This window comes from Streptomyces sp. NPDC012466, from assembly GCF_042955215.1.
Lineage (GTDB): Bacteria > Actinomycetota > Actinomycetes > Streptomycetales > Streptomycetaceae > Streptomyces.
Genome location: NZ_JBIBEQ010000002.1, coordinates 225,647 through 244,470, shown reverse-complemented (window position 1 = coordinate 244,470; position 18,824 = coordinate 225,647). Strand labels below are relative to the sequence as shown.

Genomic DNA, 18,824 nt, shown 5'->3' with positions numbered 1-18,824 from the left:
CGAGTCCTCGGCGGCCGCCCCGTCGGTCGTCAAGGGCCGCGGGTATGGCGATGACCCGCGGTCTCCAAGTGAACGTGGGGGGCGGAATGGGCCTGTTCGACGGACTCCGGCGCGGTGACGCGCAGTTCGACTCGGGCGACGCGTCGACCAACGCGATCGAGCTGACCAAGCGGCGCGCGCAGATATCACTCAGCAAACAGGGCGCGGCCACCGGCCATCTGCGCGTCAACCTCAGCTGGCGGATGCGCACGTCCGACATCGGCGGCAACCAGCGCGAGAGCCTGCTGCGCCACCCCTTCCGGGCGCTCAAACCCCCCGAGGTCGTCGGCCACAGCCAGAGCATGGTCAACGTCGACCTCGACCTCGGCTGCCTCTACGAACTCCAGGACGGCAGCAAGGGCGTCGTCCAGCCCCTCGGCGGCTACTTCGGCGACGTCAACGCCGCGCCGTACGTCAAGCTCAGCGGCGACGACCGCTTCGGCTCCGCGTCCGGCGAGACGATGTACATCAACCTCGACCACCGCGACCAGATCAAGCGGCTGCTGGTGTTCGTCTACATCTACGACCAGACGCCCGCCTTCGACCGCGCGCAGGCCATCGTCACCCTCTACCCGAGCAACGGACCCCGCATCGAGATCCACCTCGACGAGCGCCAGCCGCAGGCCCGCTCCTGTGCCGTCGTCATGATCGAGAAGGTGAAGAACGAGATGGTCGTCCGCCGCGAGGCGAAGTTCGTCTACGGCTTTCAGGCCGAACTCGACCGGCTGTACGGGTGGGGGCTGCAGTGGGGCCGGGGTTACAAGACCAAGGTCGATCGCTGACCCCGAGGCCCCGGCCGACGTCGCTGCCCGGCTCCGCCTAGCGTCCGGCGAACTGCGGGCCCTGCGGCGGCAGGGTGAAGTCCGGGTCGGGGACCGCCGTGACCGGTGGCGGGTAGCCGTAGCCGGTCTGCGCCCCCGCCGCCCCCGCCGCGGCCGGTGCCTGGGGATAGCCGTACGCGGGGCGGCCGGTGGGCTGCGGGTAGCCGTAGGCCGGCTGAGTCACCGGCGGCTGCTGGGGATACCCGTAGGCGGGCTGCGCGGGCACTCCGGCCGGCTGCTCCGGGGGCAGCGGCACGGAGACCTCGGGAGACTGCTGCCCGGGACCGGCGGTCGTCTGCTGAGCGGGCGTGTTCGTGGTGGGCGGCGCGGGGACCGTCGTGGTCGGCTCCTCGGCCGCCTCCGACTCGTCCACCGAGATGCCGAAGTCCGTCGCGAGCCCCCTCAGCCCGTTCGAATAGCCCTCGCCCAGCGCCCGGAACTTCCAGCCCTCACCGCGCCGGTACAACTCCCCGCAGATCAGCGCGGTCTCCTGGCCCGTCTCCGGCTTGACGTCGAAATACGCCAGCGCCTCGGCGTCGGAGCCCGCGGCGTCGTACAGCAGGATGCGCAGCGCCTGTACGCGGTCGAACGTCACGCCGTCCGCCGATGCGACCAGCAGAATCCGGCTGACTTCCTGCTCGACACCGGTGAGTTCCGTCTGGATCGTGTCCGTCAGGCCCTCGGCGTCCCGCTTCTTGCCGAGCCGCCACACCTTCCCGGCCGGGTGCCGGGGCTGGTTGTAGAAGACGAAGTCCTCGTCGGAGCGCACACGCCCGTCGGGGCCGAGGAGCAGCGCGGAGGCGTCGACGTCCGGAACCCCCTGCCCGGGTGTCCAGCGCAGCACGGCGCGCACCGTGGTGGCTTCCAGCGGGACGTTCGACCCCTTCAGCATCGCGTGCGTCATGCGGTCATCCTGCCTTCTCGGTCCTGCTCACGACAACGCGGGGGGCGCGGTCGCGAGCGGCGCCCACTGCCGTCGCGGACTACCGTTGTCCTGGCCGGGTACTGGCTGTGATTGCCCGCGTTACCTGAAATTCATGCCTGATGGGAACCTCTGACATGGACTTCTACGTACTATTACCGGCCAGCTTTCATCGATTCGCAGGCCGCACAACCACCACGGGGGAGTTCCATGCGTCATTTCGGGCACATCGCCCCTGAGGTGCGGAAGCGGCTCTTCTATCGCGAGCCGTGCGCGTTCACCCCGGACTCACCGGCCCGGCTGCTCTCGGCCGCCCTGGGCGCCACGCTCTACAGCCCGGCCACCCGGCCGCGCCTCGCCGACGACATCCTCAAGCAGGCCGGGCGCGGTGTCGTATCGATGGTGCTGTGCCTGGAGGACTCGATCGACGACGCGGACGTCGGCCCCGGCGAGGAGAACCTCGTCCGCCAGTTCACGGCCCTCGACGACCTCCCGGACGCCGACCTGCCGCTGCTGTTCATCCGGGTCCGCGCCCCCGGGCAGATCCCCGACCTCGTACGACGCTTCGGACCCGCCGTCCGGCTGCTGTCCGGGTTCGTCCTGCCCAAGTTCACCGAGGAACGCGGCATGCCCTTCCTGGAGGCCCTGGTCGCCGCCGAGGCCGAAAGCGGCCGTCGCCTTTTCGCCATGCCCGTGCTGGAGTCCCCGGAGCTGCTGTACCGGGAGTCCCGCGTGGAGACCTTGGAGGGCATCTCCCGGGCGATCGACAAGTACCGCGACCGCGTGCTCGCCCTGCGCCTCGGAGTGACGGACTTCTGCTCCTCCTACGGGCTGCGCAGAGGCCCCGACATGACGGCCTACGACGTGCAGATCGTCGCCTCCGTCATCGAGGACGTGGTGAACATGCTGGGCCGCGCCGACGGGACCGGCTTCACCGTGACCGGGCCGGTGTGGGAGTACTTCCGGGTCCAGGAGCGCATGTTCAAGCCACTGCTGCGCCAGAGCCCCTTCCTGGAGGTGCAGGCCGCGGAACTGCGCGAGAAGCTGATCGAGCACGCCATGGACGGCCTGCTGAGGGAGATCTCCCTGGACCAGGCCAACGGCCTGCTGGGCAAGACCTGCATCCACCCCTCCCATGTCCTGCCGGTGCACGCCCTGTCGGTCGTCAGCCACGAGGAGTTCTCCGACGCCCAGGACATCCTGCGCCCCGAGCGCGGCGGCGGTGGTGTGATGAGGTCGGCCTACACGAACAAGATGAACGAGGTGAAGCCGCACCGGGCCTGGGCCGAGCGGACCCTGCTGCGGGCCGAGGTCTTCGGCGTGGCGAACCAGGACATCGGCTTCGTGGAACTGCTGGCGGCGGGACTGCCCGGCTGACGGCACGACGCAAGGGATTCATGGAGAAGGCCGAGAAAGCGGAGAAGGCGGAGAAGGCAGTGAACCAGGGGGAGCACCATGAGGTGCGCGACGAGGCCGACCGTGTCTGGTCCGGCAGCTGGGTCGCCGAGCGGCTCGGTGTCGAGCTCGTCGGCGGCGACCGGCTGACCGGCCTGCTGGGGCTGGCGCTGCGCCGCAACCCCAAGCGGGCCCACCTGCTGGTGTCGAACGTGCTGGGCAAGCACGTGCCGCAGTCGCCGTCCGTCGTGTACGACCACGGGTTCGAGCTCGGCCGCCGGGTACGTGACCTGCTGGGCGCCGACGAGGCCCGCAGGGCCGTCGTCCTCGGCTACGCGGAGACCGCGACCGGCCTCGGCCACTCCGTCGCCGACGGACTGGGCCCCGCCCCCTACCTGCACTCCACCCGCCGCCCGGTCGACGGTCTCACCCCGGCCGGCGGCTTCGAGGAGTCCCACTCCCACGCGACCTCGCACCTGCTGCTGCCGGAGGACCCCACGCTGCTCACCGGCGACGGGCCGCTGGTCCTGGTCGACGACGAGTTCTCCACGGGCAACACGGTGCTGAACACCGTCCGGGATCTGCATGAGCGGTATCCGCGGCGGCGGTACGTCGTGGTGGCGCTGGTGGACATGCGGTCGGCGGCCGATGCCGGCCGGCTGGAGGAGTTCGCCCGCGAGATCGGCGCGCGCGTCGACCTGGTCACGGCGGCTTCGGGGACCGTACGGCTGCCCGAGGGGGTGCTGGAGAAGGGGCAGGAGCTGGTGGCGCGGTACGAGGCCGCGAGTGCCGCGCCGGATGACCGGCCGTCTGCGGCGCCGGCGCCCCCGGTGCCGGACGACAGCCGTGTCCACCCCCGCGTCACCCGCGTGAACCTGCACTGGCCCGCCGGTCTCCCCGACGGCGGGCGGCACGGCTTCACCCCCGAGCACCGCGCCCGGCTGGAGGCCGCCTTGCCCGGCATGGCGGCCCGGATCGCCGACGCGCTGCCCGACGGCGCCCGGCGCGTACACGTACTGGGCTTCGAGGAGCTGATGTACGCCCCGCTCAGGCTCGCCCGCGAGCTGGAGCGGACCACCGACGTCGAGGTCCGCTACTCCACCACCACCCGCTCGCCCGTTCTCGCGGTCGACGACCCCGGCTACGCGATACGCACCCGCCTGGTCTTCCCCGCTCACGACAACCCCGCGGACGGCTCCGGCGAGCGATACGCCTACAACATCGCCGGCGCCGGCTTCGACGCCGTCGTCGCCGTCGTCGACTCGGCCGCCGACACCCCCCGGCTGCACGCGCCGGACGGCCTGCTGGCCCGGCTCGCCGCGCACACCCCGCAGGTCCTCCTCGCCGTCGTACCGTCGTACGCCCCCGAGGCCCCGCACGCCCCCGAAAGGCCCTCCATGCTGCCCGAGCCCCTCCGCGGCCCCGCCTTCTCCTCGTACGCCCCCGAGGAGGTCGGCTGGCTGCTCCAGGACCTCTCGGACGTCACGCTGGAGGCGCCGACCGAGGAGCGCGAGGAGGCGATCCAGAGCGGCGGCGCGCACTACGCGGAGTCCCTGCCCGTGGAGTACCAGCCGAGCGAGCAGTACCAGGAGCTGTTCCACGCCGCACTGGAGACCTCGGCGGCCCGTATCGCCCAGGCGGTCGGCGTGGTCACGGAGACGGTCCTCGCCGAGCGGTCCCCGCGTCCGGTCCTGGTCTCCCTGGCCCGCGCGGGCACCCCCGTCGGCGTTCTCATGCGCCGCTGGGCGCAGTACCGGCACGGCCTCGACCTGCCGCACTACGCCGTGTCGATCGTCCGCGGCCGCGGCATCGACGCCAACGCGCTGCGCTGGCTCGCCGAGCACCACGACCCGCGGGACGTCGTCTTCGTCGACGGCTGGACCGGCAAGGGCGCCATCACCCGCGAACTCGCCCAGGCCCTCACAGAGTTCGAGAAGACCGACGGCATCAGCGGCTTCAGCCCCGAGATCGCCGTCCTGGCCGACCCGGGCTCCTGCGTACGCACCTACGGCACCCGCGAGGACTTCCTCATCCCCTCGGCCTGCCTCAACTCCACCGTCTCCGGCCTGATCTCACGGACCGTGCTGCGCGCGGACCTGGTGGGCCCGCACGACTTCCACGGGGCGAAGTTCTACCGCGAACTCGCCGGTACCGACGTCTCGGTGACCTTCCTGGACGCCGTGTCCGCCCGTTTCCCCGAGGTCACGGACGCGGCCTGCGCCCAGGCCAAGGACCTGCTCGCGACCGACCGCTCGCCCACCTGGGAGGGCTGGGCCGCCGTGGAGCGCATCAGCGAGGAGTACGGCATCCACGACGTGAACCTCGTCAAGCCCGGCGTCGGCGAGACCACCCGGGTCATGCTGCGCCGCGTGCCCTGGAAGGTCCTGGCGCGTGCCGGCGCGGGCAGCGACCTCGACCACGTACGCCTGCTGGCCGAGCAGCGCGGCGTGCCCGTCGAGGAGGTCGACGCACTGCCCTACACCTGCGTCGGCCTGATCCACCCCAAGTACACCCGGGGCGCGACCGGCGCCGACGGCAAGGCGGTGACCCTCTGATGCCCGCACTCGTCGCGAGCGACCTCGATCGCACCCTGATCTACTCCTCCGCCGCTCTCGCGCTGACCATGCCGGACGCGCGGGCACCCCGGCTGCTGTGTGTGGAGGTGCACGAGAGCAAGCCGTTGTCGTACATGACGGAGACGGCGGCCCAGCTCCTCACCGACCTGGGCGACGCGGCCCTGTTCGTGCCGACGACGACCCGGACGCGCAAGCAGTACCAGCGCATCAGCCTGCCGGGCCCACCGCCCACGTACGCGATCTGCGCCAACGGCGGCCACCTCCTGGTGGACGGCGTCTCCGACCCCGACTGGCACGCCCGGGTCACCGCCCGGCTGGCCGACCAGTGCGCGCCCCTGGCCGAGGTGCAGGAACACCTGCTGCGGGCCGCCGACCCGGTGTGGGTGCGCAAGCACCGCGTCGCCGACGACCTGTTCGCCTACCTCGTCGTCGAGCGGGAGCTGCTCGACGAGGACTGGGTGAAGGAACTGGCCGTGTGGGCGGAGAACCGCGGCTGGACGGTGTCCCTCCAGGGCCGCAAGATCTACGCCGTTCCCAAGCCGCTCACCAAGAGCGCGGCGATGCGGGAGGTCGCGCGGCGGACCGGGGCCGATCTCACGCTCGCCGCGGGTGACTCCCTGCTCGACGCCGATCTGCTCCTCGCGGCCGACCGGGGCTGGCGGCCGGGACACGGAGAGCTGGCCGACACCGGGTTCACTGCCCCCTCGCTCAGGGCGCTTCCCGACCGGGGTGTCCTCGCCGGGGAGCGGATCCTGCGGGAGTTTCTGGGGGCAGTACGGGGCGCCGGCGCTGTGCCTGGGCCGGGCGCCTGAGAACTCGGGTGTCCTGGTCGTCGTGCGGGTGCGGCACCGTCGTGGCCGTTCGCGCAGTTCCCCGCGCCCCTTCACGGCGTCGTAGCAGCCGTACTGCGATGAACGCCGCCACCGCCACGGCAGCCACGGCGAGGACCACCTTGGAGTAGGTGGAGACGATGTCCGACACCTGGTGCCAGTTGGCGCCGAGGAAGTAGCCCGCGAGCACGAACACCGTGTTCCAGATCGCGCTGCCCAGGGTGGTCAGCCCCAGGAACACCGGCAGACGCATGCGTTCCACGCCCGCCGGCACGGAGATCAGGCTGCGGAAGATCGGGATCATCCGGCCGAAGAACACGGCCTTGGTGCCGTGCTTCAGGAACCACGCCTCGGTCTTCTCGATGTCCGAGACCTTCACCAGCGGCAGCCGGGACGCGATCGCCACCGTCCGGTCACGGCCGAGCAGCGCGCCGACCCCGTACAGCGCGAGCGCGCCGATCACCGAGCCTGCCGTCGTCCACAGCAGGACCGCGAGCAGGCTCATCCGGCCGCTGCTCGCGGCGAACCCGGCGAGGGGCAGGATCACCTCGCTGGGCAGCGGCGGGAACAGGTTCTCCAGGGCGATGGCGAGACCGGCACCCGGCGCGCCCAGCGCGTCCATCAGGTCGTTGACCCACTGCGGCCCGGCGTCCGCTGCGATGGCTGTCATGCCACCACGCTAGGAAACCGAAGCTGAAGAACTCCTGAGGAAAGGCGTCAGCCGCAGCAGCCGCCACCGCAGCAGCCGCCCCCGCCGCCACCCGGGCCGGGTGCCGGGGCCGGGGCGGAGGCCGAGCCGCCGACCGCGACCGTGGAGAGGAGCTTCACCGTGTCGTCGTGACCCGAGGGGCAGGCCGCGGGGTCGGAGGACTCCGCCATGGGACGGCTGAGTTCGAAGGTGTCGCCGCAGGTCCGGCAGCGGTACTCGTAGCGAGGCATGCGCACAGGTTAACCGGCACGGTCAATGGCCGGCACCGCGTTCGTCGCGGATCTCGGAGACCACGTGGGCCACCGTCCGGCGGACCGCTTCCGTCTCCGTGAGGAAGTGCCAGTAGTCGGGGTGGCGGCCCTCCAGGGTGGCGAGCGCGCGGTCCAGGCGGGACACGGCGTCGTCCAGGGGGCGGGCGTGGCGCGGGTCGGGGGTGTTGCGGCCGGCCATGGCGAGGCGCTGGGCGTCGCGGATGGCGAAGCGGGTGCGCTCGATCTCCTGCTGGGGGTCCTTCTGCACGGCGTTCAGACGGCGCAGCCGGTCGCCGGCGGCCGAGACGGCCTCGTCGGTGCTGTTCAGGAGGGCTCGTACGGTCGACAGCAGGGCGGTGGCGTCGGCCCAGCGCTGTTCGCCGCGGGCGGTGTGGGCCTCGGCCAGCTTGGTCTCGGCCCGGCGGACGTTGTCGGCGGCGTCGTCGGGGACGTGCTGCAGGTCCTGCCAGCAGGCGGCGGTGAAGCGGCGGCGCAGTTCGCTCAGGGTCGGTTCGACCTGCGTGGAGCGGGTGGTGAGGGCCTGGGCGCGGGTGCGCAGGGAGACGAGCCGGTGGTCGATCTCGGCGGCGCGGTCCGGCAGCCGCTCGGCCTCCACACGGACCGCCTCGGCCTCGCGGGTGACCCGCTCGGCCCGCTCCAGGGTCTGCGGCACACCGTGCTGTCCGGCGCCCTGGTTCAGCTTGGTGAGCTCCGGGGAGAGGGCGGCGAGCCGGGCGGCGAGGTCGTCCGCCTTCAGGCCCGACGCTCGGACGGCGTCGAGGGCGTTGGAGGCGGCGAGCAGGGCCTGCCGGGCGCGTTCGACCGCGGGGGCGAGACGGGCCAGTTGTGTCTCGGCCTTGCCGAGGAGGGGGCCGAGGCCGTCGGTGAAGCGGTCGAGCTCCTGCTTGACCCGGCCGAGTTCCTCCTTGGCGGCGGTCAGCTCGCCGCGGGCGCGGGCGGCGGCGGAGGCCTCCAGGTCGTCGCGGTCGAGGTCGTGGGCGTCGACGGCGTCGATGTACCGGTGGCTGGCCTCGTCGATGCGCCGGCCGAGGGCGTCGAAGTCGGCGACGGCGCGCCGGGCGGCGGGGGAGTCGTCGACGGCGGTGATCGTCTCGATCGAGATGCGCAGGTCGCGCTGGGCGGTGTCCAGCTCGTAGAAGGCGGCCGCGGCGGCGTCCTTCGCGGCCTGGGCCTCGGCCCGCTGGTTCTCGGCCCGGCCGCCGAACCAGCGCCGGGTGCCCCCGCCCGCGAAGGCGGCGGGCAGGGCCAGTGCGGCCAGCAGCGGCAGCATCGTCAGGGCGAGCGTGTCGCGCAACGGGCCGGGAGTGCGGAGGAGGCGGCGGCGCGGACCATGCGCGCGCGGCACCGACGGCGAGTACGGCTGCGCTGGAGTCGCCGTCACATCCCTCTCCCGTGCTGTGGTCCACCCTGCCCGGTGTCATTCTCCCACCGGTTAAGGACGAACACACGGGCCGGTCAGTTCGCCGTTCGGACCGTGACTTTGCCGTCGCCGGTGTGGGCGGTGACCGCATGGGAGCTGGTCTCGTCGCGGGGCACGGACACATCGACGCCGCCGTCGCCGGTCTCGGTGGTCACGCGGTACGTGGCCCGGGGCAGTGCGATGTTCACGGAGCCGTCGCCGCTGCGGGACTCCACCCGGTCCGGTACGACGCCGAGTTCGAGGCGGACCGAGCCGTCGCCGGTGTGGGTGCGGACGTCACGGGAGGAGACGTCCGCCCGGATGGATCCGTCTCCGGTGCGCAGCTTCAGGGGGCCGGTGGTGTCGGTGACGCGGACGGAGCCGTCGCCGGTGCGGATGTCCAGGGGGTCGCGGAATCCCCGGGCGCGGACGCTGCCGTCGCCGTCCTGCACCTTCACGGTGATGCCGTGGGGCACCTCGATGCGGTGCTTGGCCGAGCAGTCGGCGACGACGCCGGAGCACTTCAGCCGCAGCACCAGGCGGTCGTCCCGCATGTCCCAGGTGACCTCGGGCTCATTGCCGACGACGACCGACCCCTTGAACCAGCGGGTGACCTCGATCTTGCCCGCCGGGTTGTCGCCGGCGGCGACGATCTCCAGGGCCGAGTCGTCGGAGTCGACGGTGAGGGTGCGGCCCTGGAGGCCGAAGGACCGGTGGTCGGGGTCCGTGTCGTCCCCCGCCGACGCGGCGCAGGCGCTGAGACCGGCGACGAGCACCACGACGGCACCCGTGAGGGCGGCGGTGCGGACGGAGACGGCGCGTGAGGTGCCGGTGGTGCGAGTGGTGCGGGCCATGACGATCTCCCCCTGGACGGACGACGGGCGCTCCGGGGCGCTCTACGACCGTAGGGATCCGGGGCCCGCCGGGGGATCCGGGCCACTCCCGGATCGGGGGTGGGGTTAACCCCAGGTGCGGGGCCGACGGGTCCCGCGATACGGGTTTGCGGGACCGTGCCCCGGGCAATGTAGGCTGTCGACTCGTCCTGGACGCGTGGTCCGGGAGCCGGGTGCGTAGCTCAGGGGTAGAGCGCCTGCCTTACAAGCAGGATGTCGGCGGTTCGAAACCGTCCGCGCCCACAGCGCCGAGTCCCGGGTCGAAGGCCCTCCAGGAACATCCCTGGAGGGCCTTTCCTGTTGCTGCCCGGCTGCAGGGGCCAGGAGCGGTCAGTAGTTCGCGTTGGCCAGGAGCTCGCCGTCCTTGTCGTAGACCGTGACGAGGCCGTTCTTCGACTCGTAGCAGGAGGTGAACGCGGAGGCGATCAATTTGCCCTCGCCCTGGTGGGGGCCCATCAGGCCGCCGCTGAAGTCGGTGAAGACCTCGGCCGCGTCGAGGATGTCGTTGCGCTTGTCCGCGCCGGTCACCTTCGTGACGTGCTCGACCGCGGACTTCTCCGTGTCCGTGCCGTTCTTGGCGACGCAGTCGCGGAACTGCTCGGCCTGCGGCTTTTCGTCCGCCGGCCCGGCCTTCTTGGGGCTGTCGCCCTCCGGCTTGCCGTCGGCGGTGACGGCTTTGTCCTTGTTCGAGGTGTCGGCGCTGTCGTCTCCTCCGCCGCCCGTGGCGACGGCGGCGATGACGACGAGGGCGAGGATGCCCGCACAGCCGAGTCCCGCGATCTTGCCCACCCCGCGCTTCCTGGGCGGCTGCGGCGCCGGGGCGCCGTAACCGGGCTGCTGCGGCTGCGGCTGGGGCTGGTCCGGCTGCTGCGGGTACTGCTGGCTCATGGATCTCCCTCGGAATTTCGTGTGGTGCGGGTGTACGACCCGTCGGGGGAGCCGCCCGGTTGTCGACGGTTGGATGAGTTCATCCGATGGGGCTACGGCCCGTCGCACACCTGACGGCGACCCGCGTGTGCGTCCGCCCCGGTGCGGAGTCGGGGTGGGGCCTGTCTCTACGATGTGCGGGTGAACAGTCCCGAGCAGCGCGCTCCGCGCCCCGCCGTGCGGCGGTGGCGTCTGCTGTGCGTGCTGGGGCTGTTGGCGGGGCTGCTCGGCATGCACGGGCTGGCGCCCGGTGGCGGTCTGCCCCGGCAGAGCCACGGGCAGCAGGCGCGGGCACTCCCGGCCCACGGGCTCTCGGCCCCCGCCGTCCAGGCACACGCGCTCCCGCTCCACGCGCCTCGCACCCATGCGCCCCGGATCCACCTGCCCCGGACCGAGGCCATGCCCTACGGGCACTGCGGTGAGGGGCACGGGCGGCATGCCGACGCGACCTGTGCGTCGGGGGCGGTGAGCGGTGGGCCGGTGCTGCCTCCGCCGGTCGCCGACCCGGTCCCCGTGGTCGTGACGGAGGCCGCCGTACGGGCGTATGCGGTCGCGGATACGGATGGTGCCCGCGCCCCGCCTACCCTCGCCGAACTCCAGCTTCTGCGGATCTAGACACCACGCACCACGCCGACCGGTACCGGCCGGCCGCGTCGTGGTGCCTCGTCGTGTCCGAGAGCCATTCCTCGCAGCAGTGCAGAAGCAGGAGTTCACGCATGAGCAACAACGTTCGTACCCTGGCGCGCCGCGCCGCCCTGGTGGCCGCGACGGGCGCCGCGGCGGTCGTCCTCACCGCCTGCGGCGCCGACGACGCCGCAGGCGGCGCCGGTCACGGTGACGCCGGAAGTCACAGCCCCGCCGCCTCCCAGTCCCCCACCGGTGCCCACAACCCCCAGGACGTCGCCTTCGCGCAGGGCATGATCCCGCACCACCGGCAGGCGCTGGAGATGGCGCGGCTGGCCGCGGACCGGGCCTCCTCCGGGGCGGTCAAGGAACTCGCCGGGCGGATCGAGAAGGCACAGGACCCGGAGATCCGGACCATGACGGGCTGGCTGAAGACCTGGGGCGCGGACGTTCCCGCGTCCACGGGCGGCGGAACGGACCACTCCGGCACCGACCACTCCGGCTCGGGCCACTCCGGCATGCCCGGCATGATGGGCGAGCAGGACATGGCCGCGCTGGAGCGGCTGACGGGCAAGGCCTTCGACGTCCGGTTCCTGACCCTGATGGTCGAGCACCACGAAGGGGCCGTGGAGATGGCCCGGACCGAGCGGAACAAGGGCCGCTACGCCCCCGCCAAGGCCATGGCCGACGACATCGTCAGCGCGCAGAACGCCGAGATCGGTGAGATGAACAAGCTCCTCGGCAAGAGCGGGAGCCGAACCGAAGGCTGACCCGGTCAGGCGTCAGGAGGTTCCGCCGGTCTCCTCCGGCGGAACCTCGTGCGCGTGCTTCAGCCCCGAGCGGGCCGCCACCCGCTCGGGGCCGGCGAGTTCGGACCAGTAGCGGTGGGTGCTGACGAACACCGCGAGTTCGTGTTCCCGCCGCCGGAGTTTCTCCACTTCGGCCTGTTCGTCGGCGGTCCAGCCGGGGGAGGCGGGGCGTTCCACCTTGCGCCAGCCGTTGTCGTCGCTGAAACCGTCCAGCGGCTCCACCGACCAGGGAAGCCGCTTCAGCAGGGCCGAGAGCTCGGCCCGGACCTGATGGAGTTCCTCCTGACCGGCCAGGAGGTCACTCGGAAAGTCATAGGTCGTAGCCACGGCCCAATGATACGCCTGTTCGAATTTGGCAGGCGAGTTCGTTCCTGGGGTTCAGGCGAACGGGTGTACCTCGCGCACCACCCGGGCCACCACCGGAGCCGGAATCCCGTGCCGCTCGGCCGCGCGGAGCAACGCGCCGCCGATGGCGTCCAGTTCGAGGGGCCGGTCGGCCTCGGCGTCGCGCTGCATCGACGACTTCGTCGACGGCGGGAAGGCGTCGTAGCGGGCGAGGGCCTGGGCCGGGTCCGCTGGGCCGCCGCACGCGCGGCTGATCGCGGCGGTCTCCTCCACCAGGGCCGTCAGCTCGTCGCGGTGGCGGGTGCGGATCTCGCCGAGTGGGAGACCGTAGCGGGTGGTCAGCAGGGCGAACGGCGCCAGGAACGACATCTTCGCCCACAGGGCCGCCGTCTCGTCCTCCAGCACACGGGTGGCCGGACCGGCCGCGGCGAAGGCCTCGGCGAGGGCGTCGAGGCGGGGCCGGGGCACGTCCGTGCCGGTCAGGTCGATCTCCGCGAAAGGGCTGCCGTGTTCGACGACGCCCGGGGCCACGCGGGTCGACTCGACGCGGATGACGGCGGGGGCGACGCGGTCGGGGCGGTAGCGGGCGCGCAGGGCCGCCGGGTGTTCCACACCGTTCAGGAACGGCACGAGAAGGCCGTCGGACAGCGCCGGGGCGGGCACCCGCGCCAGCGCAGCGTCGAGGGCGGTGTGCTTGACGGTGACCAGGCACGCGTCGACCGGTTCCCGCAGTTGGGTGTCGGCCTCGACGCGGGCGGTGAAGTCGCCGAAGCGGGCGCTGCGGATCTGGATGCCGTCGGTGCGCAGGGCCTCGGCGGTCTTCTCGCCGGACAGGCAGATCACGCGGTGGCCGGTGCGGGAGAGCAGGGCGGCGAGCAGACCGCCCACGCCGCCGGGGCCCAGGACGGCCACGGTGAGTTCGTTCGCCACGAGGAGTTCCTCTCGTCGGTCGGCCCCGGGACGGTGGCCGCCTCGGAGCGATCATGGCAGGTATCGCTGTCGTACGAGGGCCGTAAGGGTGAGACTGGGGGCATGTGCCGGAGTATCAAGACGCTGCGCCCGCCCGCGATGCCCGAAGAGGCCACGGAGGCGGACGTGCGCGCTGCCGCCCTGCAGTACGTGCGGAAGGTCTCGGGCTTCCGCGCCCCCGCCGCTCACAACCAGGAGGTGTTCGACCGCGCCGTGGAGGCCGTCGCGCAGGCCACGGCCGAGTTGCTGGACGGTCTGGAGGTCCGCGGGGCCGCGGCCAGGAAAGCGAGCTAGCGCGAGGCCGGTGGCCTCAAGGCCTCAGACCGCCAGTTCGGGCCGCGGTTCCGGTTGCGGCACGGGTGCGGCCTTCGTTTCCCACAGTGCGGTGGTCCGCCGGTAGCCGTAGACCACCGAGGCCATCACCAGCAGCAGGAGGGGGCCTGCGAGCCACGGGTAGGCGGCCATCTCCAACGGCAGGAAGCGGTAGGACGCCAGCAGCGCCGCGAAGACGATCGTCCCGTAGGCGATCAGCCACCTGCCCGCGCGGTCCCAGCCGAGGTCGTACGTGCGCAGCGCGGCCTCGACCGTGTACGCGAAGACCACGCCGGCGACGAGGTCCACGCCGTAGTGCCAGCCGAAGCCCAGGGTGGCGGCGAGGGTCGCGATCAGCCAGAACGTGCCGGCGAGGCGCAGGGCGCGCGGTCCCGTGCGGGAGTGGATGAAGATCGTGGTGGCCCATGCCGTGTGCAGGCTGGGCATGCAGTTGCGCGGGGTGATCTCGTCGAACGGCAGCTCGTACGGGGTGGTGATCGGCGGCAGGGTGTTCGGCCACAGGTTCGCGGCCGCCCAGTGCCCGCCCTCGGGACCGTAGGCGAACATCGGCCCGACCACGGGGTAGATCATGTAGAAAGCCGGCCCGAGCAGGCCGATCAGCAGGAAGGTGCGCACCAGGTGGTGGCGCGGGAAGCGCTGTTCGGCCGCCACGTTGCGCAGCTGGTACAGCGCCACACAGACCGCGGCCACCGCGAGCTGGGCGTAGACGTAGTCGAGGGCGTGCTCGCCGATGGGGCCGCTCGCCTCGAGGAGACGGCCCGCCAGCCACGACGGGTTGCCCAGCGCGTGATCGGCCATGGCGACGTACGGGTCGAGTACGACCGGGCGGGTCTTCGACGTGATCAGCAGCCAGGTGTCACCGGTCTTGCGGCCGGTCACCAGCAGCAGACCGAGCCCCACGCCCTTCAGCATCAGGACGCGCTCGGGGCCGGTGCGGCGGGTGAGGGCGATGACCGCGCAGCCCAGGATCACCCACAGCGCGCCGTTGCCGAAGGGGTGGCCTTCGGCGGGATAGGTGCCGGTCGCCCAGCGGACCAGCAGGAAGACGAGGTCGATGCCGATCGCGGTGCCGAGGGCGGTGAGCCGTTGCCGCCAGGTGAGCACCACCATCATCAGCGCCATGCTGGCGTACAGCAGGAACCCGGACTTGGGGGCGTAGATCACCTCGCGGGCCTGGGCGGTGATCGGCCCCGGTACGCCGAGGTGGTGCGCCACGATCTGGAGCGCGATCAGGAAACCGAGAGTGATCACGCCGGCCGTGATCCACAGCATCGCCCGGGGGTGCCGTCGCGCGGCGAGCGTGATCCGTCTGGTTCGAGAGGCTTCCCGGGACGCCGTGGTGGTCAATGTCTCAGCCGCTTCCAGGTCTCTGAGTGGTCGTGGTGGTGAGTCGCAGCTCGGTCTACGACGTCCGCGGCTCGCGCCGCATCACATACGCCGCCCCTGCCCCGGCGCCGAACAATGCCCCCACCGACACCGCCGTCGCCACCCAGCTCGCGCCCAGCCAGTGGGCGCCGAAGTAGCCGAGGGCGACGCTGTAGGTGGCCCAGGTGAGACCGGCCAGGGCCGACCAGGGCAGGAAGTCGCGGGCGCGGCGGTGGGCGGCGCCCGCGCCGAGGGAGACCACCGAGCGGCCGGCGGGAGCGAAACGGGCGAGGACGACGAGGACGCCGCCGCCCTGGGCGAGGGCCGCTCCGAGACGCTCCTGCGCGGTGGTCAGACGCCGGGAGCGGGAGATCGCCCGGTCCAGCCGGGCGCCGCCGCGCCAGGCGAGCCGGTAGGCCACCAGGTCACCCAGGACGGAAGCGGTGGCCGCGCACAGGGTCAGCGCGAGGATGTCGGGCACGTCGGTCGCGGTGCCCGCTGCCGCTGCCGTGGTCGCCGTGATCACCAGAACGCCGCTGGGCAGCACCGGCAGGAACACGTCGAGCAGGACGGACAAGGCCACCGCCGCGTAGATCCATGGGCTGGCGATCAGCAGCCCCACTTGCTCCAGCACCGCAACTCCCCGTGACTCCCCCGTGGGCCAGACCGTGCCGCGGTGTCGCGGGGGGAGCGGCAGGAGTGGCCATGACAGCCATAGAGCGTACGCCTGGGGCGTGACGGGCGGTTCACGGGGGGCTCATACGTTCGGTGCGTACTGTTCACCTCGTCGCGGATCGCCCCGGCTTGTCGCCATTTGGGCGAAGGTCGTCACCGTCGCCCGGATCGACGGCCGGTGCAGACGGAGCGGCGCCTCCCCCCGGGGGGAAGGCGCCGCTGGGTGTCCGGGTGGCCGGGTGGCTCAGGCGGCCACCGGGGTCTGGTCCGCGGAGCGCTGCTCCTGTGCCGCGGTCCGCCTGCTCAGCAGCCGGTCCAGGCCGAACGCGCCGGACCCCGTGAAGATCAGCAGGAACATGGCCCAGCAGTACATGGCCGCGCCCTCGCCGCTGTTCTCGATCGGCCACAGGCCCTGGGGCTGGTGGACCTTGAAGTACGCGTACGCCATCGCGCCGGAGGAGATGAACGCCGCAATGCGGGTGCCGAGGCCCAGCAGGACCAGGACACCCCCGACGAGTTCGATGACGGCCGCGTACCAGTTCGGCCAGGCGCCGGTCGCGGCGGTGCCGCCCTTGCCGTCCACGCCGCCGAGGACGCCGAAGAGCGCGACGGCGCCGTGGCAGGCGAACAGCAGACCGACGACGATCCGGAACAGGCCGAGCGCATACGGCTGGGCGCCGTTGAGGCGAGCGGTCATGTGGGGGGTCTCTCCTTCGGTTGGCCGGCCTTGGGGAGGCCGGTCGGGGACGGATACCGCGGAGTAACCCACGTTAGGTGTGCCTAATTGATGGTTGCAAGTTCAACATTTGGCCACTGCTCAGCCTCCCGTGGGGGCCCCGTTTCGGGTCCCGTCGCACGTAGAACGGCTCTCGCCACCGCGTCCGCGTCCGAAAGGGTGACCGAATCCACCCCTGGGCGGGCTCCCGCGGCGGTCACCCAGTGCACGCCTTCTGTCGGCACTCCGAACGCGAACAGCCTTTTGTGTGCAACTCCTTGACGATCCATCAGTCGATAGGGACGCGGGGTGACGTCCAACCCGCCCGTCTCGTAACCGTCCACGGTGTGCGGGCGGCACCGCCCGCTCCGCAGCAGGCCGGCCAGGAGGTCGTCGGCGGTGCGCCGCACGTCGGGTTCGGGCAGCCGGGCCTCTATGAGGGTTTTCACACGGACGGCCGAACCCGGCACGTCGGGGGAGTGCGCCGTCCAGGCCCCGTCCTCGTCCGACACCCGCAGCCGCGGCCCGAGCACCCGCACCACCCCCGCCTCGACCAGGGCCGCGAGTTCCTCGATGCGGCGCCGGGGCGGGCCGATGGACAGGAACGCGTTGAGCGGTGTGTACCAGCGGTCCAGGTGGTCCCGGCGGGAGGCGCCGGCGAGGCCGCCGTGGTCGACGATCAGCCGGAGTTCGTTGCGCAGGTCGCGCAGCACGTCGAGAGCCGCCTTCAGCGGGCCGTGTACATTGCCCAGGGCGGCCTGGGCCGCGTCCTCACGCAGATACGACAGCAGCCAGTCGCGCCACTCGCCGGGATGGGCGAAGTCCCGTCCGGCGTACGGGCGCGAGATCCGCTCCCAGCACCAGCGGTCGGCCTCCGGCACCCCGAACGCGTCCAGCAGCGACGCCGCCTCCAGGGGGTCGTCGTGCGGGACGGCGAGGAAGCGGTCGGTGAACTCCCGCTCCCGCCCCGCGCGGGCCCCGGCCCGCCGGAGCAGCGCGGCGTAGTAGACCGCCTCCACCTCCTTCGCCACCAACGGCCATATCTCCGTGCGGAAATCGGGTGCCTCCCCGGAGTCGGCGCGCTTGCGGAAGCCCGCGATCACCTCCGGGGTGAGGGCCAGCGGGACGTGCCGGCCGTACGGCCCCTTCGCGTTGTCGCCGCGCGCCTGGTAGGGGACGCCGCGCCGCGAACCGGCGAAGAGCCGCGGCTCGCGGCCGGAGGGGAGGTAGCGCAGCCCGTCGGCGTCCCGGACGAAACGGCCTCCCCGGCCGGTCGTCAGCAGAGCCGTGTGGTCGAAGAAGTTGAGACCGAGGCCGCGCAGCAGGACGGGCTCGCCCGGGGGTATGGAGGACAGGTCGACGTCGGCCGGGTTGGCGGGCGGGACGTGGCGCAGACCGTGGTGTGCGGCGTGGGCCGCCAGACGCCGCAGATCGGGGTCGGCGGCCGTCGGCAGGTGTCCCTGGGCCAGGACGACCGCGGACAGGCCGGTCAGGGTGCGGCCGTCGTCGAGGGTGAGGCTCTGGCGGTCGCCGGGAGTGTCGTCGAGCCGTACCGCACGGGCCCGGTGGGTCTCGATCCGTACGGTCGGCGGCGCTTGCCGTACGACCTCGGCGAACACCCACTCCAGGTAACGCCCGTAGTCGGCCCTGGTCGGGTACTCGTCCGGGCCCAGGCCGCCACCCGCCCACTCGTACAGGCTCGGACCCGGGCGGATCGGCCCCGAGCAGTCCACGCTGTCGTCGGTGAACAGGGTCACCTGGCAGGCCACGGTGTTCATCAGCAGCTCGGGCGACTGGGCGGTGCGCCAGACGCGGCCGGGGCCGGGCGGATCCGGGTCGACCACATGGACCGTCAGCCGGACCCCCGGCGCCAGGAGTTCCGGGGCGGAGGCGCACAGGCGTTCCAGGACGCTGGTGCCGCGCGGTCCGGCGCCGACCAGGGCGACGGAGACATCCGCGGGTCTCGCGGCCGGTGCGCAGTCCTCGGCCGGTACGGATTCCTCGGTTTCCTCGGGCGACGCAGACAAGGGTGGGACTCCCGGACGTGTGGGGCGCGTGTCGGCGGTCCGCCGGGCAGGAAGCGGACGGTCCGCCTCATCATGCCGTCGCCGGGAGCGGTGACCAGGGTTCGTGGGGAAGGATTGACGGTCGCTGTGGGATGCCTCACTAGCATCACGGGACATCGCCGGACATCACTGAACACAGC

Annotated in this window: 19 protein-coding genes and 1 tRNA gene; 8 read left to right on the top strand and 12 right to left on the bottom strand. The window is 72.2% G+C overall.

What is annotated here, in order from left to right; all coding sequences use genetic code 11:
- Positions 1-86: 86 nt before the first annotated feature.
- On the top strand, positions 87-821 hold the full coding sequence (locus ACFY9E_RS08645; RefSeq protein ID WP_390982014.1) for a Tellurium resistance: 735 nt from the start codon (positions 87-89) through the stop codon (positions 819-821).
- 37 nt (positions 822-858) lie between these two features.
- On the opposite strand, the gene ACFY9E_RS08640 is transcribed toward ACFY9E_RS08645, so the two are convergent.
- Positions 859-1,764 (bottom strand): TerD family protein, encoded by a 906-nt coding sequence (locus tag ACFY9E_RS08640; protein WP_390980742.1) that lies wholly within the window; start codon positions 1,762-1,764, stop codon positions 859-861.
- Positions 1,765-1,992: 228 nt separating this feature from the next.
- On the opposite strand from ACFY9E_RS08640, the gene ACFY9E_RS08635 reads away from it, so the two are divergent.
- From ACFY9E_RS08635 to ACFY9E_RS08625, 3 genes are read left to right on the top strand one after another with little or no spacing between them, the layout of a single operon-like run.
- The gene (locus ACFY9E_RS08635; RefSeq protein ID WP_390980740.1) at positions 1,993-3,159 is read left to right on the top strand and encodes an HpcH/HpaI aldolase/citrate lyase family protein; all 1,167 of its coding nucleotides are present in this window, start codon (positions 1,993-1,995) and stop codon (positions 3,157-3,159) included.
- A gap of 20 nt (positions 3,160-3,179) precedes the next feature.
- Positions 3,180-5,732 (top strand): phosphoribosyltransferase domain-containing protein, encoded by a 2,553-nt coding sequence (locus tag ACFY9E_RS08630; RefSeq protein WP_390980739.1) that lies wholly within the window; start codon positions 3,180-3,182, stop codon positions 5,730-5,732.
- Positions 5,732-6,565, top strand: a complete 834-nt coding sequence (locus ACFY9E_RS08625; RefSeq protein WP_390980737.1) for an HAD family hydrolase — start codon at positions 5,732-5,734, stop codon at positions 6,563-6,565. The genes ACFY9E_RS08630 and ACFY9E_RS08625 overlap by 1 nt, the downstream gene beginning before the upstream one ends.
- Here the strand turns inward: ACFY9E_RS08625 and ACFY9E_RS08620 are convergent.
- The 4 genes from ACFY9E_RS08620 to ACFY9E_RS08605 all read right to left on the bottom strand — a co-directional run bounded on the left by ACFY9E_RS08620 (position 6,462) and on the right by ACFY9E_RS08605 (position 9,817).
- Positions 6,462-7,253, bottom strand: a complete 792-nt coding sequence (locus ACFY9E_RS08620) for a VTT domain-containing protein (RefSeq protein WP_390980735.1) — start codon at positions 7,251-7,253, stop codon at positions 6,462-6,464. The two genes, ACFY9E_RS08625 and ACFY9E_RS08620, sit on opposite strands and share 104 nt — an antisense overlap.
- Positions 7,254-7,300: 47 nt before the next feature.
- A complete protein-coding gene (locus ACFY9E_RS08615) occupies positions 7,301-7,522 on the bottom strand; it encodes an FmdB family zinc ribbon protein (protein ID WP_390980733.1) in 222 nt (73 codons plus the stop codon).
- A 22-nt stretch (positions 7,523-7,544) separates the two neighbouring features.
- Positions 7,545-8,945, bottom strand: a complete 1,401-nt coding sequence (locus tag ACFY9E_RS08610; RefSeq protein WP_390980731.1) for a hypothetical protein — start codon at positions 8,943-8,945, stop codon at positions 7,545-7,547.
- Positions 8,946-9,019: 74 nt separating this feature from the next.
- Complete coding sequence (locus ACFY9E_RS08605; RefSeq protein WP_390980729.1) at positions 9,020-9,817, bottom strand: DUF4097 family beta strand repeat-containing protein; 798 nt, start codon at positions 9,815-9,817, stop codon at positions 9,020-9,022.
- A gap of 210 nt (positions 9,818-10,027) precedes the next feature.
- On the opposite strand from ACFY9E_RS08605, the gene ACFY9E_RS08600 reads away from it, so the two are divergent.
- Positions 10,028-10,099: transfer RNA gene (locus tag ACFY9E_RS08600), tRNA-Val, on the top strand.
- 87 nt (positions 10,100-10,186) lie between these two features.
- On the opposite strand, the gene ACFY9E_RS08595 is transcribed toward ACFY9E_RS08600, so the two are convergent.
- A complete protein-coding gene (locus ACFY9E_RS08595) occupies positions 10,187-10,744 on the bottom strand; it encodes a hypothetical protein (protein WP_390980727.1) in 558 nt (185 codons plus the stop codon).
- A 180-nt stretch (positions 10,745-10,924) separates the two neighbouring features.
- Here ACFY9E_RS08595 and ACFY9E_RS08590 point away from each other — a divergent pair, with 180 nt between their 5' ends.
- Both ACFY9E_RS08590 and ACFY9E_RS08585 read left to right on the top strand, forming a co-directional pair.
- Positions 10,925-11,398, top strand: a complete 474-nt coding sequence (locus ACFY9E_RS08590; RefSeq protein ID WP_390980725.1) for a DUF6153 family protein — start codon at positions 10,925-10,927, stop codon at positions 11,396-11,398.
- Between the two features lie 101 nt (positions 11,399-11,499).
- A complete protein-coding gene (locus ACFY9E_RS08585) occupies positions 11,500-12,177 on the top strand; it encodes a DUF305 domain-containing protein (RefSeq protein ID WP_390980723.1) in 678 nt (225 codons plus the stop codon).
- A 12-nt stretch (positions 12,178-12,189) separates the two neighbouring features.
- Here the strand turns inward: ACFY9E_RS08585 and ACFY9E_RS08580 are convergent, their stop codons facing one another.
- Both ACFY9E_RS08580 and ACFY9E_RS08575 read right to left on the bottom strand, forming a co-directional pair.
- The gene (locus ACFY9E_RS08580) at positions 12,190-12,543 is read right to left on the bottom strand and encodes a hypothetical protein (RefSeq protein ID WP_390980721.1); all 354 of its coding nucleotides are present in this window, start codon (positions 12,541-12,543) and stop codon (positions 12,190-12,192) included.
- 51 nt (positions 12,544-12,594) lie between these two features.
- Positions 12,595-13,491, bottom strand: a complete 897-nt coding sequence (locus ACFY9E_RS08575) for a 2-dehydropantoate 2-reductase (protein WP_390980720.1) — start codon at positions 13,489-13,491, stop codon at positions 12,595-12,597.
- A 102-nt stretch (positions 13,492-13,593) separates the two neighbouring features.
- Here ACFY9E_RS08575 and ACFY9E_RS08570 point away from each other — a divergent pair, with 102 nt between their 5' ends.
- Positions 13,594-13,824, top strand: a complete 231-nt coding sequence (locus tag ACFY9E_RS08570) for a DUF2277 domain-containing protein (protein WP_221754709.1) — start codon at positions 13,594-13,596, stop codon at positions 13,822-13,824.
- Between the two features lie 24 nt (positions 13,825-13,848).
- Here the strand turns inward: ACFY9E_RS08570 and ACFY9E_RS08565 are convergent, their stop codons facing one another.
- The 4 genes from ACFY9E_RS08565 to ACFY9E_RS08550 form a co-directional block, all read right to left on the bottom strand.
- The gene (locus ACFY9E_RS08565) at positions 13,849-15,135 is read right to left on the bottom strand and encodes a DUF5933 domain-containing protein (RefSeq protein WP_390980718.1); all 1,287 of its coding nucleotides are present in this window, start codon (positions 15,133-15,135) and stop codon (positions 13,849-13,851) included.
- A 130-nt stretch (positions 15,136-15,265) separates the two neighbouring features.
- The gene (locus tag ACFY9E_RS08560) at positions 15,266-15,862 is read right to left on the bottom strand and encodes a VTT domain-containing protein (protein WP_390980716.1); all 597 of its coding nucleotides are present in this window, start codon (positions 15,860-15,862) and stop codon (positions 15,266-15,268) included.
- A gap of 285 nt (positions 15,863-16,147) precedes the next feature.
- Positions 16,148-16,600, bottom strand: coding sequence for a DoxX family membrane protein (locus tag ACFY9E_RS08555; RefSeq protein WP_390980714.1), 453 nt, complete (start codon positions 16,598-16,600; stop codon positions 16,148-16,150).
- An 83-nt stretch (positions 16,601-16,683) separates the two neighbouring features.
- Positions 16,684-18,558 (bottom strand): FAD/NAD(P)-binding protein, encoded by a 1,875-nt coding sequence (locus ACFY9E_RS08550; RefSeq protein WP_390982011.1) that lies wholly within the window; start codon positions 18,556-18,558, stop codon positions 16,684-16,686.
- Positions 18,559-18,824 lie beyond the last annotated feature (266 nt).